Source organism: Mesorhizobium sp. M0909, from assembly GCF_040319515.1.
GTDB lineage: Bacteria > Pseudomonadota > Alphaproteobacteria > Rhizobiales > Rhizobiaceae > Mesorhizobium.
The window spans coordinates 20,105-35,281 of the sequence record NZ_JAMYOA010000031.1 but is presented as its reverse complement, the minus strand read 5'-3'; the positions used below and the strand labels follow the sequence as shown (position 1 = coordinate 35,281).

The following is a 15,177-nucleotide window of genomic DNA, read 5'->3' as shown; positions in this document are numbered from 1 at the left end:
GTCAGGGTTTTGATCAGGCTCTGGCCGGAATGGTGAGGCCCCTCTGCACCGCCGGCCGGGCAAGGCCACGCTCCAGCCATGCGCCCACGCCGGGGAAATCGTCGAAACCGACGAGGTCCCGCGCCTCGTAAAAGCCGATCAGATTGCGCACCCATCCAAGCATCGAAATGTCGGCGATGGTGTAATCGTCGCCCATAATCCAGCTGCGGCCCTTGAGCCTCGTTTCGAGGACGCCGATCAGCCGTCGCGACTCGTCGCGATAACGCTCCAGCGGGCGCTTGTCGGCGATTTCGCGCCCGGCGAATTTGTGGAAGAAACCGACTTGGCCGAATATCGGCCCGATGGAAGCCATCTGGAAGAACACCCACTGGATCGTCTCGTAACGCAGCGTTGCGTCTGCCGGGACCAGCTTGCCGGTCTTATCGCTGAGATAAAGCAGGATGGCGCCGGATTCGAACAGGCCGATCGGCTTGCCGCCCGGGCCGTCCGGATCGATCATCGCCGGGATCTTGCCGTTCGGGTTCAAAGACAGGAATTCCGGCGTCCAGCTCTCGTTCTTGCCGATGTCGACGGCATGCGGCTCGTAAGGCAGGCCAAGTTCCTCCAGCGCGATCGATATCTTCACCCCGTTCGGCGTCGGAAACGAATAAAGCTGGATGCGGTCGGGGTGGCTCGCCGGCCAGCGCCTGGCGATCGGAAACGCGGACAGATCGGTCATCGAAACTCCTGGTCGGGGACCGCGCCGAGCGGCATGGTCATGGCGGGTCGCAGAGAGTTAGGCGCGACGCCTGGCGCGATCAATATGCGCATGGAAAGTTTCACCGGCCCCGGTGAAAGGCCCGCAAGGGGTGTGGTCACACGGCCTTGACCGCCAGCACCGCATTGGTGCCGCCGAAGGCGAAGCTGTTGCTCATTGCGGTGCGCACCGCGCGCTCGCGTGCCACGTTCGGCGTGATGTCGAGATCGCAGTCGGTGTCGGCTTCCCGATAATTGGCGGTCGGCGGCACGATGCCTTCGCGGATCGCCATCACGCAGGCGATCATTTCCAGCGCGCCGGATGCGCCGAGGCAGTGGGCATGCATCGATTTGGTCGAGGAGACAGAAAGCTTGTAGGCATGGCCGCCGAAGACACGCTTGATCGCCGCCGTCTCGATCTGGTCGTTGGCCTTGGTGCCGGTGCCGTGCGCGTTGAGATAGTCGACGTCCTCCGGACTGAGCCCGGCATCGACGAGGCAGAAGCGCATCGCCGCCTCAGGCCCTTCGATAGTTGGCGCGACGATGTCGGAGGCGTCGGCGGAAAGGCCGACGCCGGCGATTTCGGCAAGGATGGCGGCGCCGCGCGCCATGGCATGCTCATACGTTTCCAGCACCACCATGCCGGCGCCTTCGCCGAGCACGAGCCCTTGGCGGTCGGCCGAAAACGGCCGGCAGGTGTCCGGCGACAATACCCGCAGGGCCTCCCAGCCCTTGAGGATGCCCCAGACCAGCGGCGCATCGGTGCCGCCGGCGACCATGACGTCGGCCCGGCCGAGCCTGATCTGATCGACCGCCGAGGCAATGGCGTGGTTGGATGACGAGCAGGCAGAGGTGATGCCGAACACCGGTCCACGCAGACCAAGATTCATGCTGACATGGCCGGCGGCTGCGCCCGGCATTACTTTCGGTACGGTGAAGATGCCGGCGCGGTTCTTGCCTTCGAGCAGGATGGCGCGATAGTTCTCTTCGATTGCCTCCCAGCCGCAGACGCCGACGCCGACGATGGTGCCCATCCGGTAGGTGTTGGCCGCATGCGGGTTCAATCCCGCCTGCTGTGCCGCCTCCCGCGCGGCGATCGTCGCCAGAAGGCTGAAGCGGTCCATCGACACGACCTGCTTGCGATCGATGCCGTGCTCGGGAAGCGCCTTGATTTCGCAGCCGACCTTGACCTTCAGATCATGCAGCAGCGGATTGTCGATCGCGCCGATTGCCGAACGGCCGGCGCGCATCTCATTCCAGATTGCCGGTGCATTGGTGCCGAGGCCGCATAACCCGCCGATGCCCGTGATGACGATGCGCTTGTGCATTCAGTCAGGCTTTTTTCGCGATCAGCGCGCGAACCGCCTCGACCATGTCGCCGACATTCTTCAGATTGCTCCAGGCATCGACCGTGTTCATCTCGATTTCGATGCCATACTCTTCCTCGAGATCGAAGATGATCTCCGTCAGTTCCAGCGAATGGATGCCAAGCGCGGTCAGTTCGGTACTGGTGGTGATTTCCTCGCCGCCCGGCTCGGCATGAGCCTTGATCTTGGCGATGATATCGTTTGCCAGCTGGTCAGCCATTCGGTTTCTTCCCCAACTCTGTCGTTTCCCGACGCCAACTGATCAGCGCCCCTTTTGTCCTCGATTACGTCGCCATCGTCGCCTTTTACCCCCGCCAGGCGCCGGTGACCGTACCAAGGTGGCTCCCTCTATAGAAACCGAAACGCTGTCAAGCAACAAGCTATATATCGACAAAGCCGCCGCAGTGCTTAACGTTGGTGTCGTGGACACGATCGCATATAGCTTGACCTCAGTGCCGCCGGCCCAGCGCGTTGCCGGGCTTGCGCGGCTTGGCTGCGACTGGAACGGAGGCCGCACGCGTCTTCGGAGACTGTACCAGGACGGCTCGGCCAAGATCCGCATGCCGGCAGTCTCGGCCGATCCGCTCGAAGCCGTCCTGATCAACACCGCCGGCGGGCTGACCGGTGGCGACCGTCTCGCCTGGGAGGTCGATGTCGGTGCCGGCGCGTCCGCAACGATAACGACGCAGGCCTGCGAGAAAATCTACCGCGCCGCATCCGACCGCGCCGAAGTGCGGGTGCAGCTGAGCGCCGGCAAAGGCGGCCACATTGCCTGGCTGCCGCAGGAAACCATCGTCTTCGACCGCTCGGCCTTTGCCCGCACGCTTGAGGTGGAGCTTGCCGCCGGAGCCGAGGCGCTGATCCTGGAAGCTACCGTCTTCGGCCGCCTGGCCATGGGTGAACGGGCTTCGCAAGGTCAATTCCATGACCGCTGGCGCGTCCACCAGGACGGGGCGCTGATTCACGCCGAGGAGTTTCGCATCGGGCCGGATATTGCCGGTACCTTGAATCGTCCGGCGGTTGCCGGTGGTGCCGCCGCCGTAGCGACGCTGCTGATGGTGTCGCCGCGGGCAGAAGCTTTGCTCGAGCCGGCCCGGGGCATGGTCGGCGGCCAGGGCGGCGTCAGTTTCTGGAGCGTGCGGAAATCTGGCAAGCTTCTTGCTCGGCTGTTCGCCGAGGACGGCTACCAGCTCCGCAAGCGGCTGGTGCCGCTTGTCGAATTGCTCAACGGACGGGCGGGCCTGCCCAAATTATGGTCACTCTGATTTCGATTGTACCACCGCAGGAAAACGCATGAATCTGACGCCGAGGGAGAAAGACAAGCTGCTGATCGCCATGGCGGCGATCGTGGCCCGCAAGCGGCTCGAACGCGGCGTCAAGCTCAACCATCCGGAAGCGATCGCGCTGATAACCGATTTCGTCGTCGAGGGTGCCCGCGACGGCCGCGCCGTCGCGGAGCTGATGGAGGCCGGCGCCCATGTCGTCACCCGGGCCCAGGTGATGGAAGGCATTGCAGAAATGATCCACGATGTGCAGGTCGAGGCGACGTTTCCAGACGGCACCAAGCTGGTGACCGTGCACGAGCCGATCAGGTAACGCTGCCAAGGAGAGGAAAATGCTTCAGCTGCGTCCGAACTGCGAATGCTGCGACAAGGATCTGCCGCCCGATGCGACGGACGCGGTGATCTGCACCTTCGAATGCACCTTCTGCGCCGACTGCGCACAAAACGTGCTCGGCGGCGCCTGCCCGAATTGCGGCGGCAACTTCTCGGCCCGCCCGATCCGTCCGGCAGCGCTGCTGACGAAATATCCGGCCTCGACCAAGCGCGTCCTCAAGGCAGAAGGCTGCGGTCCGGCCCGCAAGGCGGCGTGAGAGGCATGATGATCTCGAAGATGGAAGCTACGCCGATGATCTCCGCTACGATGAAATGCACGACGCTGTCGGCGGTCCTGCTGCTGGCGGCAGCTATGCCAGCCTATGCCCATGTCGGCGTCGGCACGGTTTCGTCCTTCACCGCCGGCTTCTCCCACCCGCTCTCCGGCCTCGATCATATGACGGTGATGATTGCCGTCGGCCTATGGGCGGCGCTCAGGGGCGGCAAGGCGATCTGGGCATGGCCGCTGGCTTTCGTCGGCGTCATGCTGGCCGGCGGCGCGCTCGGCATGCTGCATGTGCCGATGCCTTTCGTCGAGCCGGCCATATTGGCGTCCGTCGTGGCACTCGGGCTGCTGGTTGCGGTCGCCGTCGATCTTCCCGTCTCGGCCGGCGTCGCCGTCATCGGCCTGTTCGCGCTGTTTCATGGCTACGCCCACGGCACCGAGGTGCCTGAAAATGCCGCTGGGCTTGGCTATGCCGCAGGCTTCGCCGTTGCCACCGCGTTGCTCCATGCCGTCGGCATCACGGCTGGTCTCGGCCTCGGCTGGCGCTTCAGTGGGGTTGCCCGCGCCGCTGGCGCCGCCTGTGCCGCGATTGGCGCCGGCCTCGCCTTCGGCGTCCTGTGAGGCCGCGATGATCCCCGGCGAAATCATCACGGCAAGCGGCGAGATCGAACTGAACAAGGGACTGCCGACGGTCACCATGAAGGTGGCCAACAGCGGCGACCGGCCGATCCAGGTCGGCAGCCACTATCATTTCTTCGAGACCAATGAAGGGCTGAGATTCGATCGCGACAGGGCACGGGGCATGCGCCTCGACATCGCCGCCGGCACCGCGATGCGCTTCGAGCCCGGCCAGGAGCGCGACGTTACCCTGGTGCCGTTCGGCGGCAAGCGCGAGGTTTACGGATTTCAGCAGAAGATCATGGGCAAGCTGTGAGATCGAAGGCGTCGAGCAGTTTCGGCTCAGCCGGGCGGCTTGGCCGCCGCATAGATGACGACCTTTCCCGAATCGTCGAATTCAACCGCCAGAACGTCCTCGGTCTGCACTCGCCGCGAGTCGATGGCGTTGAACAGCAATGCGTTCGCCTCGATCTCCTTGCGCAGCTCGGCAATGTCGTCCCGATGTTGCCTGACCTTGCTTTCGATCGCCGGCGGCGGGCCGCCTTCGGTGCGCGCGGCGTCGGTAAGAAACACGATATCGACCTTGTCGAGCTTGGATGTCTTTCGCACGGCAGCGATGTTCTCACGCGTGCGGTCGATCGCCGAGCTGACCTTGCCGGCTTCCGCATTTGTCTTGGTCTCTTCCTGGCCGACCTCCGAGCCGACGATCCGGTTGACGGTCTCGGCGCTGTCGAGGCTCTGCGCGTTCAGCGCGGCGTGCGGAATGCTGGCTGCCAGAAACGCGGTCGCGGCAATGCCATGCAGCCATCTGGTGTCGGAGAAGGTGATGATCGCCATCGCTCGTTCTCAGGGTCCTTTTCGAGGCTTGTGTCAGGGCGACAGGACCGAAACGTAACGTCCCCGGTGAAGGTTCCCTTTGCGAGGCGGCGGGCTGACCGGGCGCCGGCCCGCCGCCTTGTCTCGTCAGCTCGCTTTCTTGGTGATCAGCGTCAGCGCGCCATTGGTGCTCATGCTGGCGGCGATCACCTGCGCCGAGGTGAGCCCCTTGGCTTCGAGTGCGGACTTGACCTGCGGTGTCGCGTCGATCGAGCCGCGCAGTTTCTGCAGATCGGCGTCGCTGCGCTTGGCGATCACCTCGTTGACCTTGGCTTGAGTGTCCGCCGGCAGATCCTTGATGTCGACGACGTTGATCGCCTGGATGGTGGGCGCCTGTGGCTGCGCTCCGGGCGCGGCAGGAGCAGGCGCGGCCGGCGCCGGACTGGGCTGCTGCGCAGGCTGTTGCTGGGCGCTGGCGGCGGTTGCGAGCACCAGCGTGGCGGCGGCTGCCAGAAGGGTCGTTTTGCGCATGGATGTTCCTTTCCATCGATTGGCAAATGGTCGTTTTGGGGTGGCCCGGCCACCTCAAACGCCAAATGGGATCGGAAAGTGTCGCTCAGCGGGTCATTGCGTGACCATAGGATGGCAGCAATGTGGGGCCCGCCTTCGACAAGCGGTATTTTCGGGCTGTATTTCGGGAGCAATTGCTGATGGCTAAAATCACCCGCGCCGCCTATGCGCAGATGTACGGCCCGACCGTTGGCGACAAAGTCCGGCTCGCCGACACCGAGCTGTTCATCGAGGTCGAAAAGGATCTCACCGTTCACGGCGAGGAGGTGAAATTCGGCGGCGGCAAGGTCATCCGCGACGGCATGGGCCAGAGCCAGGTTTCGCGCGCGCAAGGCGCGGTCGACACCGTCATCACCAATGCGCTGGTCGTCGATGCCACCGCCGGTATCGTCAAGGCCGACATCGGATTGAAGGACGGCCGCATCGCCGCGATCGGCAAGGCCGGCAATCCGGATACCCAAGGCGGCGTCACCATCATCATCGGTCCCGGCACCGAGATCATCGCCGGCGAAGGCAAGATCCTGACCGCCGGCGGCTTCGACGCGCATATCCACTTCATCTGCCCGCAGCAGATCGAGGAAGCGCTGATGTCGGGGATCACCACCATGCTCGGCGGCGGCACCGGCCCGGCGCATGGCACGCTGGCCACCACCTGCACGCCGGGGCCGTGGCATCTGGCGCGCATGATCCAGTCCTTCGATGCCTTCCCGATGAATATCGGCCTGTCGGGCAAGGGCAACGCGTCGCTGCCTGCCGCACTCGAGGAGATGGTGCTCGCCGGCGCCTGCTCGCTGAAGCTGCATGAGGACTGGGGCACGACGCCGGCTGCAATCGACTGCTGCCTGTCGGTCGCCGACGATTACGACGTGCAGGTGATGATCCACACCGACACGCTGAACGAGTCCGGCTTCGTCGAAAACACGGTCGCGGCGATCAAGGGCCGCACCATCCATGCCTTCCACACCGAAGGCGCCGGCGGCGGCCACGCGCCTGACATCATCAAGGTCTGCGGTCTGCCCAACGTCATTCCGTCCTCGACCGATCCGACGCGTCCCTACACGGTCAACACGCTGGCCGAGCACCTCGACATGCTGATGGTCTGTCACCATCTGTCGCCGTCGATCCCCGAAGACATCGCCTTTGCCGAAAGCCGCATCCGCAAGGAAACCATCGCCGCCGAAGACATTCTTCACGACATCGGCGCCTTCTCGATCATCTCGTCGGACAGCCAGGCCATGGGCCGCGTCGGCGAAGTGGCGATCCGCACCTGGCAGACCGCCGACAAGATGAAGCGCCAGCGTGGTTCGCTGCCGCAGGAGACCGGCGACAACGACAATTTCCGCGTCCGCCGCTACATCGCCAAATACACCATCAATCCGGCCATCGCGCATGGCCTGTCGAAGGACATCGGCTCGGTGGCGGTCGGAAAACGCGCCGACCTTGTGCTGTGGAACCCGGCCTTCTTCGGCGTCAAGCCGGACATGGTGCTGATCGGCGGCATGATCGCCGCCGCCCCGATGGGCGATCCCAACGCCTCGATCCCGACGCCGCAGCCGATGCACTATCGGCCGATGTTCGGCGCCTACGGCAAGGCGATGACCAATTCGTCGGTGACCTTCGTTTCGAAGGCCGCGCTCGACGCCGGCCTGCGCGGCAGGCTCGGCGTCGACAAGCAGATGGTGGCCGTCGAGAACACCCGCGGCGGCATCGGCAAGCATTCGATGGTGCTCAACGACGCCACGCCGCATGTCGAGGTCGACCCGGAGACCTATGAGGTCCGCGCTGACGGTGAATTGCTCACCTGCGAGCCGGCAACGGTGCTGCCGATGGCGCAACGCTACTTCCTGTTCTGAACCCTAGGCGTTAGAACGACCGATGTAGAACATGCCGCGCCAGGCCTATGGACCAGCAACTCCCCTACGCCCACGACATCTTCCCGCATATCCGCATTGTCCTGGGCATGGTGATCGGGCTTGGCGTCACCCGCCTGCTGTCGGGGCTCGCCCGCATCGTCCAGCATCCCGGCCAGTACCGGCTCTATCCCGTGCATCTCGCCTGGGTTGCGTCGGTGCTTTTGATGCTGGTGCATTTCTGGTGGTGGGAGTTCGGCCTGTTCCAGATCGAGAATTGGACCTTCGGCAAATACCTGTTCATCATCTTCTACGCCGTCACGCTGTTCCTGCTCTGCGCGCTGCTGTTTCCGGACTCGATGCTGGACTACACCAGCTATGAGGATTTCTTTTATTCGCGCCGGGCCTGGTTCTTCGGCCTGCTGGCGGCGACCTATCTGCTCGACGTGGTCGACACGCTGCTGAAAGGGCCGGCGCATTTCGCCCATTTCGGCGTTGAATATCTGATCCGCACGCCGGTTTTCGTCGCGCTTTGCGTCATTGCGGTCCTGCTGCGCGACCGCCGCTTTCACATCGCCTTTGTCGCCGGCGCGCTCGTCTATCAGGTATCGTTTATCATGCGGCTCTTCGACACGATCGTTTGAGCGCCATTGGGGCGGCGCACGCGATAGGCTAGGCTTTTGGGAGAGGCAGTTTTTACATGAAGCTCGATATTCGCACCGACTTCACCAAATTCCCGCGCGCCGTCGCCGTCCTGGCCGCAGGCGAAGCCGGAACCACCACGCCATACGACCGGGCGGTGCTTGCCCATGACGAGCGGCATCTGCGCCGTCGTGCCATCGAAACGGCCGGTAGCGACAAGGTGCTGGTCGACCTGCCCGAACCGGTGACGTTGAACCATGGTGACCGGCTGGTGCTGGAGGATGGCCGCCACATCGAGATCATCGCGGCCGAAGAGCCGCTCTACGATATCAGGGGCAGCGACCCGATCCATCTCGCCGAGCTCGCCTGGCACATCGGCAACCGCCATCTCGCCGCCGCCATCGAGGCTAACCGCATCCTCATCCTGCGCGACCATGTCATCAAGGCGATGCTGGAGGGATTGGGCGCCATTGTGAGCGACGTCTCCGAACCGTTCAAGCCGGTGCGCGGCGCCTATTCCGCGCTTGGCGGGCACGGCCATGCCCATGCCGAGGCACATGCGCACAGCCACGCCGAAGCGCATTCCCATAGCCATAGCGATTCGCATTCCCACAGCCATTCGCACGACCATGACCATGACTGACCGGCCTTCCAGCGTTGCCCAGCCTTCCAATATTGCTTTGTTGCGGCTGATGGCGTGGCTGTCGCCTTCCTTCCCGGTCGGCGGCTTTTCCTACAGCCATGGCCTGGAACAAGCCGTGCATGCCGGGCTGGTTGCCGACAGCAAAGACCTCGCCGCGTGGCTGGAAACGCTGGTCGAAATGGGTTCGGGCTGGAATGATGCGGTGCTGTTTGCCGAAAGCTGGCGCAGGGCGCGCGAAACCGGCGATCTCGATGAAATCGTCGCCCTTGCCGAAGCTCTGGCAGGCTCGCGCGAGCGTCATACCGAGACGATGCTGCAGGGCGCCGCTTTCCTGAAAGCAGCCTCCGCCTGGCCGTGCCAGGTGCTGGATCGCCTGCCGACCGAATGTGCCTATTGCGTTGCCGTCGGCGCTGTTGCCGGCGATCACGGCATTTCGCTGCGGGACGCCCTGGCCGCCTTCCTGCAGGCCTTCTTCTCCAACCTTGTTCAGGCCGCGATCCGGCTCGGCGCCGTCGGCCAGACCGGCGCCACCGCGCTGCTCGCCGGCTTCGAGCCGCTTGCCCTGGCTACGTCCGACCGCGCTGCCGGCTCGACCCTCGATGATCTCGGCGGCTGCGCTTTTATCTCCGACATCACGGCGATGAAGCACGAGGCCCAGTATTCGCGGCTGTTCCGCTCATGATCGTCCTCGCTTTCGCCGTCTCGCTCGTCCTGCTGCTGATCACAGCACTGCATGTCTATTGGGGCATTGGCGGCATCTGGCCGGGCAGGGACGCCGCCTCCTGCGCTCGTGCGGTCATCGGCTTTCATGGCGTCGACGAGATGCCGGCACCCTTCGCCAGCTTCGCCGTTGCCGCCTGCCTTGGCCTGGCGACACTGTGGCCGATGGCGCTCGAGGGCATCTTTGCCACGCCGTTTCCCAAAGCCGGGCTTGCCGCCACGTCGCTGCTCATCGCGCTGGTTTTCCTGGCGCGCGGCATTGCCGGCTTCACGCCCTGGTGGCGCCGGCTGACGCCCGAACAGCCTTTCGCGCGGCTCGATCTGCGTTATTATTCGCCGCTGTGCCTGCTGATCGGGCTTGCCTTCGCCATTCTTGCCGTCACGGAGTTCCCCGCATGATATCGCCCAACGGTCCTCTTCGCATCGGCATTGGCGGCCCGGTCGGCTCGGGCAAGACGACGCTTACCGAAAAGCTCTGCAAGGCACTGCGTGACGAGTTTTCGATCGCCGTCGTCACCAACGACATCTACACCAAGGAAGACGCCATGATGCTGGCCAGGTTGCAGGCCCTGCCCGAGGATCGCATCGTCGGCGTCGAGACCGGCGGCTGTCCGCACACCGCCATCCGCGAGGACGCCTCGATCAATCTGCAGGCGATCGCCGAGATGACCAGAAAATTCCCCGATCTCGACATCGTCTTCATCGAATCGGGCGGCGACAATCTCGCCGCCACCTTCTCGCCGGATCTTGCCGACCTGACGCTCTATGTCATCTCGGTTTGCCAGGGCGAGGAGATCCCGAGGAAGGGCGGACCGGCGATCACCCGGTCCGATTTCCTGGTCATCAACAAGAGCGACCTTGCGCCCTATGTGAACGTAAATCTCGACATCATGGAACGCGACGCTGCCCGCATGCGCGGCAAGCGGCCGTTCGGCTTCACCGACCTGTCGCGCGGCAAGGGGCTGCAGGAGGTGATCGATTTCATCGTCGAGCATGGCGGGCTTCGGGTCGGCGCGGCCACCAGCACGGCGGCATAACGGCGCTCGCCTGTACCAAACGAAACCGGTTGCGCGTGTTCCAGCCGCGCGGCATCCTTGCTTCTTTCACGGAGGGTTACGATGAGCATCACGCGCCTGCAGAAGGAAGTGCTGACCAACCTGCCGTTCTATGAGGAGCGCGTCGACCTCGCTTGCGCCTTCCGCTGGACGGCGCGGCTCAACATGCACGAGGCGGTGGCCAATCATTTCTCACTGGCCGTCAACGACGATGGTTCGCAATTCCTGATGAATCCCAACCAGGTGCATTTCTCGCGCATCAAGGCGAGCGATCTGCTTCTGATCGACGCCAACGATCCCGGCACGCTCTCCGGCCCGAATGCGCCCGATCCGACGGCGTGGGGCCTGCATGGTGCCATTCATCGCAATGTGCGTCATGCGCGCTGCGTCATGCATGTCCACTCGATCCACGCCACCGTGCTTGCCTCGCTCGCCGACTCGACGCTTCCGCCGGTCGACCAGAACTCGGCAATCTTCTTCAACCGCCATGTCGTCGACGCTCATTATGGCGGGCTGGCCTTCGAGGAAGAGGGCGAGCGCTGCTCGCAGCTTCTTGTCGACCCGAAGGTCAAGGTGATGGTGATGGGCAACCATGGCGTGCTGGTCATCGGCGACAGCGTCGCCGACACCTTCAACCGCATGTTCTATTTCGAGCGCGCCGCCGAAACCTATATCAAGGCGCTGTGGACCGGGCGGCCGCTGCGGGTACTGTCGGATGAGATCGCCGAAAAGGCGGCAAGGGAACAGGAAGACTATCCCGGCCAGGCCGAACGCCACCTTTCCGAACTGAAGGCGATCCTCGACGAGCAGGAGCCTGCCTACCGGAGTTGAGCGCGGTCCCGCCGGGCCTGGCTTAAAGCCCGAGTTCGGCTCGCAATTCGTCGGCGCTGTTGATGATTATCGCCCCCGGCGGCCCCTCCATGGGCGCTTCTGGCCAGAAGATCGTCTTCATTCCCGCTGCCAGCCCCGCCGTGGCGCCGGTCACGCTGTCGTCGACCGCCACGGCCTCGGCGGGATCGACGTCGGCCAGCCAGGCGGCGCGCAGGAAAGGTTCGGCATGCGGCTTGCCTTCACGCACGTCGTTGCGGCTGACCGTCTTCATGCCGGGATAGACGAGGCCGACGGCGCGCAGATTGGCATCGACGATCAGCCTGTCCGAGTTGGAGACCACCGCTTGCGGTATGCCAACCGCGCGCAGCTCGTTGAAGATCTCGATCGCGCCTCTGCGCGGCGTCAGCGTTTCGGCCATCGGCAGATAGTGATCGTATTTGCGCACGATCCAGTCGTCGAAAGGCAGGTCGAGGCCGAACTCGTCGCGCAGCATTTCGTAGACCGGCCATGCGGCGATGCCGAGCACGCGGGTCATGCAGGTCGGCCGGCGGTACGATGCCGACACTGTGCAGCGCCGCGATCAGCGCCGCTTCGTGCAGCGGCTCGCTGTCGACCAGCGTGCCGTCCATATCCCAGAAAACCGCTTTCGGCGTCATGCAAGGCTCCATTCTCAAAAATCCCTTAAAGCGTTTGGCGCGGGAGATAAACCGCGGCGTCCCCGCTAATGCATGTCGCGCAACAGTGTGCAGCGGTTTGCGATACGGACATGCATAGAAAGCAAGAGTCTAAAGCGCATCGCATAAGCCCGATTGAACGCGACGCGCTTTGGACCGAGATTATGCGACCTCCACAGCCTTGCTGTTGCGACGAGACTGGGTCGACCCGCCACTTCGCTCCAAATACCCAAGTCTCAGCCCTAAGCAATTGCTCTTGCAATAGGCAATTGCGCGCAAGTTCATTCCCTGCGAAACTACGGCGCTCCGCCTCTTATGCCCGGCGGGGTTGGGAGGCAGGAACTTGAATTCGCGGCAGGATAGCGGCGGCAACAGGCTGGACGATGCGGCGCGCGCCGGCTGGCTTTATTACGTTGCCGGCAACACCCAGGACCAGATCGCCGCCACGCTTGGCATCTCCCGCCAGACGGCGCAGCGGCTGGTGTCGCTCGCAGTCTCCGAAGGATTGATCAAGGTGCGCGTCGACCATCCGATCGCCAATTGCCTTGACCTTGCGGCACGGCTGAAATCGCGCTTTGCGCTTGATCTGGTCGAGGTGGTGCCCAGCGACCCTTCCTCTTCCTCCACCGTCATCGGCGTCGCCGAGGCTGCGGCGGCCGAGATCGAACGGCGGCTGCGGTCGCCGACGCCGATCGTCATGGCGATCGGCACCGGCCGCACGCTGAAGGCCGCGATCGAGCAACTGCCGCCGATGGAATGTCCGCAGCACAAGGTGGTGTCGCTGACCGGCAACATCTCGCCGGACGGCTCGGCCGCCTTCTACAACGTCATCTTCACCATGGCCGACAGGGTCAAGGCGCGCTCGTTTCCGATGCCTTTGCCGGTCATCGCCTCCTCGCCGGAGGAGCGCGAGATGCTGCTGAGCCAGCCGATGATCCAGCCGACGCTGGCGCTTGCGGCCGAGGCCGACGTCACCTTTGTCGGCATAGGCGATCTCGGCCCGAAGGCGCCGCTTTACGAGGACGGCTTCATTTCGGAGGGTGAATTAAAGGCGTTGCAGAAGGCCGGCGGCGTCGCCGAGATCGTCGGCTGGGTGTTCGATCGTGACGGCCGTATGATCGAGGGTATTACCAATGATCGGGTGTCGTCGGCACCGCTGCCGTCGCGCGAAAAGTCGCTGGTGATCGCGCTTGCCATGGGCGACCGCAAGCTGCCGGGCATCTTTGCCGCCGTCAACCGGCGGCTGGTCAACGGCCTGATCACCGATGAGCGGACCGCCGCCGCCTTGCTAGCGGGCGCATGATCTCCGAGCCGCTGGCGGTCGGAAACGATCATGTGAAATCGAAACGCATCTGAATCCCTGATAAAAACGAGCGTCACTACTGGTGCCGGCCGCATGGATCGTTGCCGTCGAGAAAGCCCATGTCGCGCTGCAGATGCGGCGGCAGCTCCCGGACGTCGAGATAGGCCCGTTTCCGCGCCGCGTGCCTTGCCAATCCCCGCGCCAGCCGTGAAAACCAGCCATGGGCTGGAGCAAGAAGCAGCTTTTCCTGTATTGTGGTCATGATCGTCAGCCTTCGCTATCTCTAGGCGTAGTTGATCTTCAATACGGAATATCGGTAGGCCCGGCCGGTGCCGCCAATCAAACGTCGATCACTGCCCATAAGGAGGGCTTATGCCGGAGCTCAATTCACGACAGCTGGTTTCGCAGCTTCCTCCGCTTCAGGCGATCCGGGTATTCGAAGCGGTGGCGCGGCATCTCTCGTTCACCAAGGCCGCCCAGGAGCTTGGCATGACGCAGGCGGCGGCAAGCTATCAGATCAAGCTTCTGGAGGAGCGCATCGGTGCGCCCCTGTTCCTGCGCCAGCCAAAACAGATCGTGCTGACCGAACCCGGCCAACGCCTGGCGCCCGCGGTCAGCGAAGCATTCGCGCTGTTGAGCGGCGCCTATGCCGCCGCGCGCACCGGCGCCGACGGCGTGCTTTGCGTTTCGACGCTGCTGACCTTTGCCTCCAATTGGCTGGCCCAGCATCTCGGTTCGTTCCAGGTCGCGCATCCGTCGCTGGCGGTGCGCGTCGATACTTCGAACAGGGTTGTCGACTTTGCCAGAGAGGATATCGACATCGCCATCCGCTCCGGCGGCGGCAACTGGCCGGGCGTCGAGACCCATATGCTTTTCAGGGCCGATTTCACGCCGGTCCTTAGTCCAAAGCTCGCGGCAAGCATCGGCGGCGTCAATGAGCCGGCCGACCTGCTGCGGCTGCCGATCCTCGACCCGGGCGACATCTGGTGGCGGGACTGGTTTGCCGCCGCCGGCCTGCCGGTCGAGGAACTGGCCAAGCGCCCCGGCACCAGCATGGGCGCGCAGGCCTATGAGGCCAATGCCGCGATTGCCGGCCACGGCGTGGCGATCGTCACCAAGGCGCTGTTCAAGGCCGAACTTGCCGACGGCCGCCTGATCCAGCCCTTTCATCTGGTCGGTGACGACGGCCACGCCTATTGGCTGGTCTATCCGACGGCGCGGCGCAACGTGCCGAAGATCCGCGCCTTCCGCGATTGGATCCTGAGCGAGATCGCTTGCCAATAGGCTGAATCCCAGCAAGCCCGACAGCAAAGCTCCGGGCCCAATCAGCCCGGCTGAAATTCTTCGTCAGACATGCCGCAAACGTCCCGGCTTGTCGCCGCACGAGACCCGGCGTGCTGCGCTGCAGCAACGATTCCGTCTTGACATATTTCATCGCAAGTGAGTAATTGCCCACAGCCAAGGCAAATGCT

The 15,177-nt window shown here is 64.0% G+C and carries 20 protein-coding genes and 1 pseudogene; 14 read left to right on the top strand and 7 right to left on the bottom strand.

Going from position 1 to position 15,177, the window contains the following annotated elements; translation table 11 throughout:
- Positions 1-13: 13 nt before the first annotated feature.
- The 3 genes from NKH83_RS29450 to NKH83_RS29440 form a co-directional block, all read right to left on the bottom strand.
- Positions 14-718: a glutathione S-transferase family protein gene (locus NKH83_RS29450; protein WP_254815820.1), complete on the bottom strand. Its 705-nt coding sequence runs from the start codon at positions 716-718 to the stop codon at positions 14-16.
- A gap of 136 nt (positions 719-854) precedes the next feature.
- Positions 855-2,063 carry a beta-ketoacyl-[acyl-carrier-protein] synthase family protein gene (locus NKH83_RS29445; RefSeq protein WP_352808503.1) on the bottom strand — a complete coding sequence of 403 codons (1,209 nt, stop codon included), beginning with the start codon at positions 2,061-2,063 and terminating at the stop codon, positions 855-857.
- Positions 2,064-2,067: 4 nt separating this feature from the next.
- Complete coding sequence (locus NKH83_RS29440; RefSeq protein WP_023677013.1) at positions 2,068-2,322, bottom strand: acyl carrier protein; 255 nt, start codon at positions 2,320-2,322, stop codon at positions 2,068-2,070.
- Between the two features lie 202 nt (positions 2,323-2,524).
- On the opposite strand from NKH83_RS29440, the gene NKH83_RS29435 reads away from it, so the two are divergent.
- From NKH83_RS29435 to NKH83_RS29415, 5 genes are read left to right on the top strand one after another with little or no spacing between them, the layout of a single operon-like run.
- Positions 2,525-3,367 (top strand): urease accessory protein UreD, encoded by an 843-nt coding sequence (locus tag NKH83_RS29435; RefSeq protein WP_502895642.1) that lies wholly within the window; start codon positions 2,525-2,527, stop codon positions 3,365-3,367.
- Positions 3,368-3,395: 28 nt separating this feature from the next.
- Positions 3,396-3,698 (top strand): urease subunit gamma, encoded by a 303-nt coding sequence (locus NKH83_RS29430; RefSeq protein WP_023677011.1) that lies wholly within the window; start codon positions 3,396-3,398, stop codon positions 3,696-3,698.
- A gap of 19 nt (positions 3,699-3,717) precedes the next feature.
- Complete coding sequence (locus NKH83_RS29425; protein ID WP_254815822.1) at positions 3,718-3,975, top strand: DUF1272 domain-containing protein; 258 nt, start codon at positions 3,718-3,720, stop codon at positions 3,973-3,975.
- Between the two features lie 35 nt (positions 3,976-4,010).
- Positions 4,011-4,604: a HupE/UreJ family protein gene (locus NKH83_RS29420; RefSeq protein ID WP_352808535.1), complete on the top strand. Its 594-nt coding sequence runs from the start codon at positions 4,011-4,013 to the stop codon at positions 4,602-4,604.
- Positions 4,605-4,611: 7 nt separating this feature from the next.
- Positions 4,612-4,917 carry an urease subunit beta gene (locus NKH83_RS29415; RefSeq protein WP_352808502.1) on the top strand — a complete coding sequence of 102 codons (306 nt, stop codon included), beginning with the start codon at positions 4,612-4,614 and terminating at the stop codon, positions 4,915-4,917.
- A 26-nt stretch (positions 4,918-4,943) separates the two neighbouring features.
- On the opposite strand, the gene NKH83_RS29410 is transcribed toward NKH83_RS29415, so the two are convergent.
- Positions 4,944-5,438, bottom strand: a complete 495-nt coding sequence (locus NKH83_RS29410; RefSeq protein WP_352808500.1) for a hypothetical protein — start codon at positions 5,436-5,438, stop codon at positions 4,944-4,946.
- Positions 5,439-5,564: 126 nt separating this feature from the next.
- Entirely contained in the window at positions 5,565-5,948 is a 384-nt protein-coding gene (locus tag NKH83_RS29405; RefSeq protein WP_023677006.1) for a hypothetical protein, read from the bottom strand.
- Between the two features lie 179 nt (positions 5,949-6,127).
- On the opposite strand from NKH83_RS29405, the gene ureC reads away from it, so the two are divergent.
- The 7 genes from ureC to NKH83_RS29370 all read left to right on the top strand — a co-directional run bounded on the left by ureC (position 6,128) and on the right by NKH83_RS29370 (position 11,728).
- Complete coding sequence (gene ureC, locus NKH83_RS29400) at positions 6,128-7,840, top strand: urease subunit alpha (RefSeq protein ID WP_502895641.1); 1,713 nt, start codon at positions 6,128-6,130, stop codon at positions 7,838-7,840.
- 47 nt (positions 7,841-7,887) lie between these two features.
- The gene (locus tag NKH83_RS29395; protein WP_352476985.1) at positions 7,888-8,481 is read left to right on the top strand and encodes a hypothetical protein; all 594 of its coding nucleotides are present in this window, start codon (positions 7,888-7,890) and stop codon (positions 8,479-8,481) included.
- Between the two features lie 56 nt (positions 8,482-8,537).
- The gene (gene ureE / locus NKH83_RS29390) at positions 8,538-9,122 is read left to right on the top strand and encodes an urease accessory protein UreE (RefSeq protein ID WP_352476986.1); all 585 of its coding nucleotides are present in this window, start codon (positions 8,538-8,540) and stop codon (positions 9,120-9,122) included.
- The gene (locus NKH83_RS29385; RefSeq protein ID WP_352476987.1) at positions 9,115-9,804 is read left to right on the top strand and encodes an urease accessory protein UreF; all 690 of its coding nucleotides are present in this window, start codon (positions 9,115-9,117) and stop codon (positions 9,802-9,804) included. Before ureE ends, NKH83_RS29385 begins: the two co-directional genes overlap by 8 nt.
- Positions 9,801-10,241 (top strand): DUF3995 domain-containing protein, encoded by a 441-nt coding sequence (locus NKH83_RS29380; RefSeq protein WP_352476988.1) that lies wholly within the window; start codon positions 9,801-9,803, stop codon positions 10,239-10,241. Before NKH83_RS29385 ends, NKH83_RS29380 begins: the two co-directional genes overlap by 4 nt.
- Positions 10,238-10,879 carry an urease accessory protein UreG gene (gene ureG, locus NKH83_RS29375; RefSeq protein ID WP_254815829.1) on the top strand — a complete coding sequence of 214 codons (642 nt, stop codon included), beginning with the start codon at positions 10,238-10,240 and terminating at the stop codon, positions 10,877-10,879. The genes NKH83_RS29380 and ureG overlap by 4 nt, the downstream gene beginning before the upstream one ends.
- Before the next feature lie 81 nt (positions 10,880-10,960).
- A complete protein-coding gene (locus NKH83_RS29370; RefSeq protein ID WP_254815830.1) occupies positions 10,961-11,728 on the top strand; it encodes a class II aldolase and adducin N-terminal domain-containing protein in 768 nt (255 codons plus the stop codon).
- Positions 11,729-11,750: 22 nt separating this feature from the next.
- On the opposite strand, the pseudogene NKH83_RS29365 reads toward NKH83_RS29370, so the two are convergent.
- Positions 11,751-12,396: pseudogene (locus NKH83_RS29365) on the bottom strand (HAD family hydrolase).
- A 349-nt stretch (positions 12,397-12,745) separates the two neighbouring features.
- On the opposite strand from NKH83_RS29365, the gene NKH83_RS29360 reads away from it, so the two are divergent.
- Positions 12,746-13,705, top strand: coding sequence for a sugar-binding transcriptional regulator (locus tag NKH83_RS29360; protein WP_023722533.1), 960 nt, complete (start codon positions 12,746-12,748; stop codon positions 13,703-13,705).
- 76 nt (positions 13,706-13,781) lie between these two features.
- On the opposite strand, the gene NKH83_RS29355 is transcribed toward NKH83_RS29360, so the two are convergent.
- Positions 13,782-13,967, bottom strand: coding sequence for a hypothetical protein (locus NKH83_RS29355; RefSeq protein ID WP_254815832.1), 186 nt, complete (start codon positions 13,965-13,967; stop codon positions 13,782-13,784).
- Between the two features lie 110 nt (positions 13,968-14,077).
- Between NKH83_RS29355 and gcvA the strand changes: the two genes are divergently transcribed.
- Positions 14,078-14,989 (top strand): transcriptional regulator GcvA, encoded by a 912-nt coding sequence (gcvA, locus tag NKH83_RS29350; protein ID WP_352808499.1) that lies wholly within the window; start codon positions 14,078-14,080, stop codon positions 14,987-14,989.
- Positions 14,990-15,177 lie beyond the last annotated feature (188 nt).

Bases quoted from the DNA above. Each gene is read 5' to 3' on its own strand.
- NKH83_RS29450 (WP_254815820.1), bottom strand. From the start codon at position 718: ATGACCGATCTGTCCGCGTTTCCGATCGCCAGGCGCTGGCCGGCGAGC.
- NKH83_RS29445 (WP_352808503.1), bottom strand. From the start codon at position 2,063: ATGCACAAGCGCATCGTCATCACGGGCATCGGCGGGTTATGCGGCCTC.
- NKH83_RS29440 (WP_023677013.1), bottom strand. From the start codon at position 2,322: ATGGCTGACCAGCTGGCAAACGATATCATCGCCAAGATCAAGGCTCAT.
- NKH83_RS29430 (WP_023677011.1), top strand. From the start codon at position 3,396: ATGAATCTGACGCCGAGGGAGAAAGACAAGCTGCTGATCGCCATGGCG.
- NKH83_RS29425 (WP_254815822.1), top strand. From the start codon at position 3,718: ATGCTTCAGCTGCGTCCGAACTGCGAATGCTGCGACAAGGATCTGCCG.
- NKH83_RS29420 (WP_352808535.1), top strand. From the start codon at position 4,011: ATGATCTCCGCTACGATGAAATGCACGACGCTGTCGGCGGTCCTGCTG.
- NKH83_RS29415 (WP_352808502.1), top strand. From the start codon at position 4,612: ATGATCCCCGGCGAAATCATCACGGCAAGCGGCGAGATCGAACTGAAC.
- NKH83_RS29410 (WP_352808500.1), bottom strand. From the start codon at position 5,438: ATGGCGATCATCACCTTCTCCGACACCAGATGGCTGCATGGCATTGCC.
- NKH83_RS29405 (WP_023677006.1), bottom strand. From the start codon at position 5,948: ATGCGCAAAACGACCCTTCTGGCAGCCGCCGCCACGCTGGTGCTCGCA.
- ureC (WP_502895641.1), top strand. From the start codon at position 6,128: ATGGCTAAAATCACCCGCGCCGCCTATGCGCAGATGTACGGCCCGACC.
- NKH83_RS29395 (WP_352476985.1), top strand. From the start codon at position 7,888: ATGGACCAGCAACTCCCCTACGCCCACGACATCTTCCCGCATATCCGC.
- ureE (WP_352476986.1), top strand. From the start codon at position 8,538: ATGAAGCTCGATATTCGCACCGACTTCACCAAATTCCCGCGCGCCGTC.
- NKH83_RS29385 (WP_352476987.1), top strand. From the start codon at position 9,115: ATGACTGACCGGCCTTCCAGCGTTGCCCAGCCTTCCAATATTGCTTTG.
- NKH83_RS29380 (WP_352476988.1), top strand. From the start codon at position 9,801: ATGATCGTCCTCGCTTTCGCCGTCTCGCTCGTCCTGCTGCTGATCACA.
- ureG (WP_254815829.1), top strand. From the start codon at position 10,238: ATGATATCGCCCAACGGTCCTCTTCGCATCGGCATTGGCGGCCCGGTC.
- NKH83_RS29370 (WP_254815830.1), top strand. From the start codon at position 10,961: ATGAGCATCACGCGCCTGCAGAAGGAAGTGCTGACCAACCTGCCGTTC.
- NKH83_RS29355 (WP_254815832.1), bottom strand. From the start codon at position 13,967: ATGACCACAATACAGGAAAAGCTGCTTCTTGCTCCAGCCCATGGCTGG.
- gcvA (WP_352808499.1), top strand. From the start codon at position 14,078: ATGCCGGAGCTCAATTCACGACAGCTGGTTTCGCAGCTTCCTCCGCTT.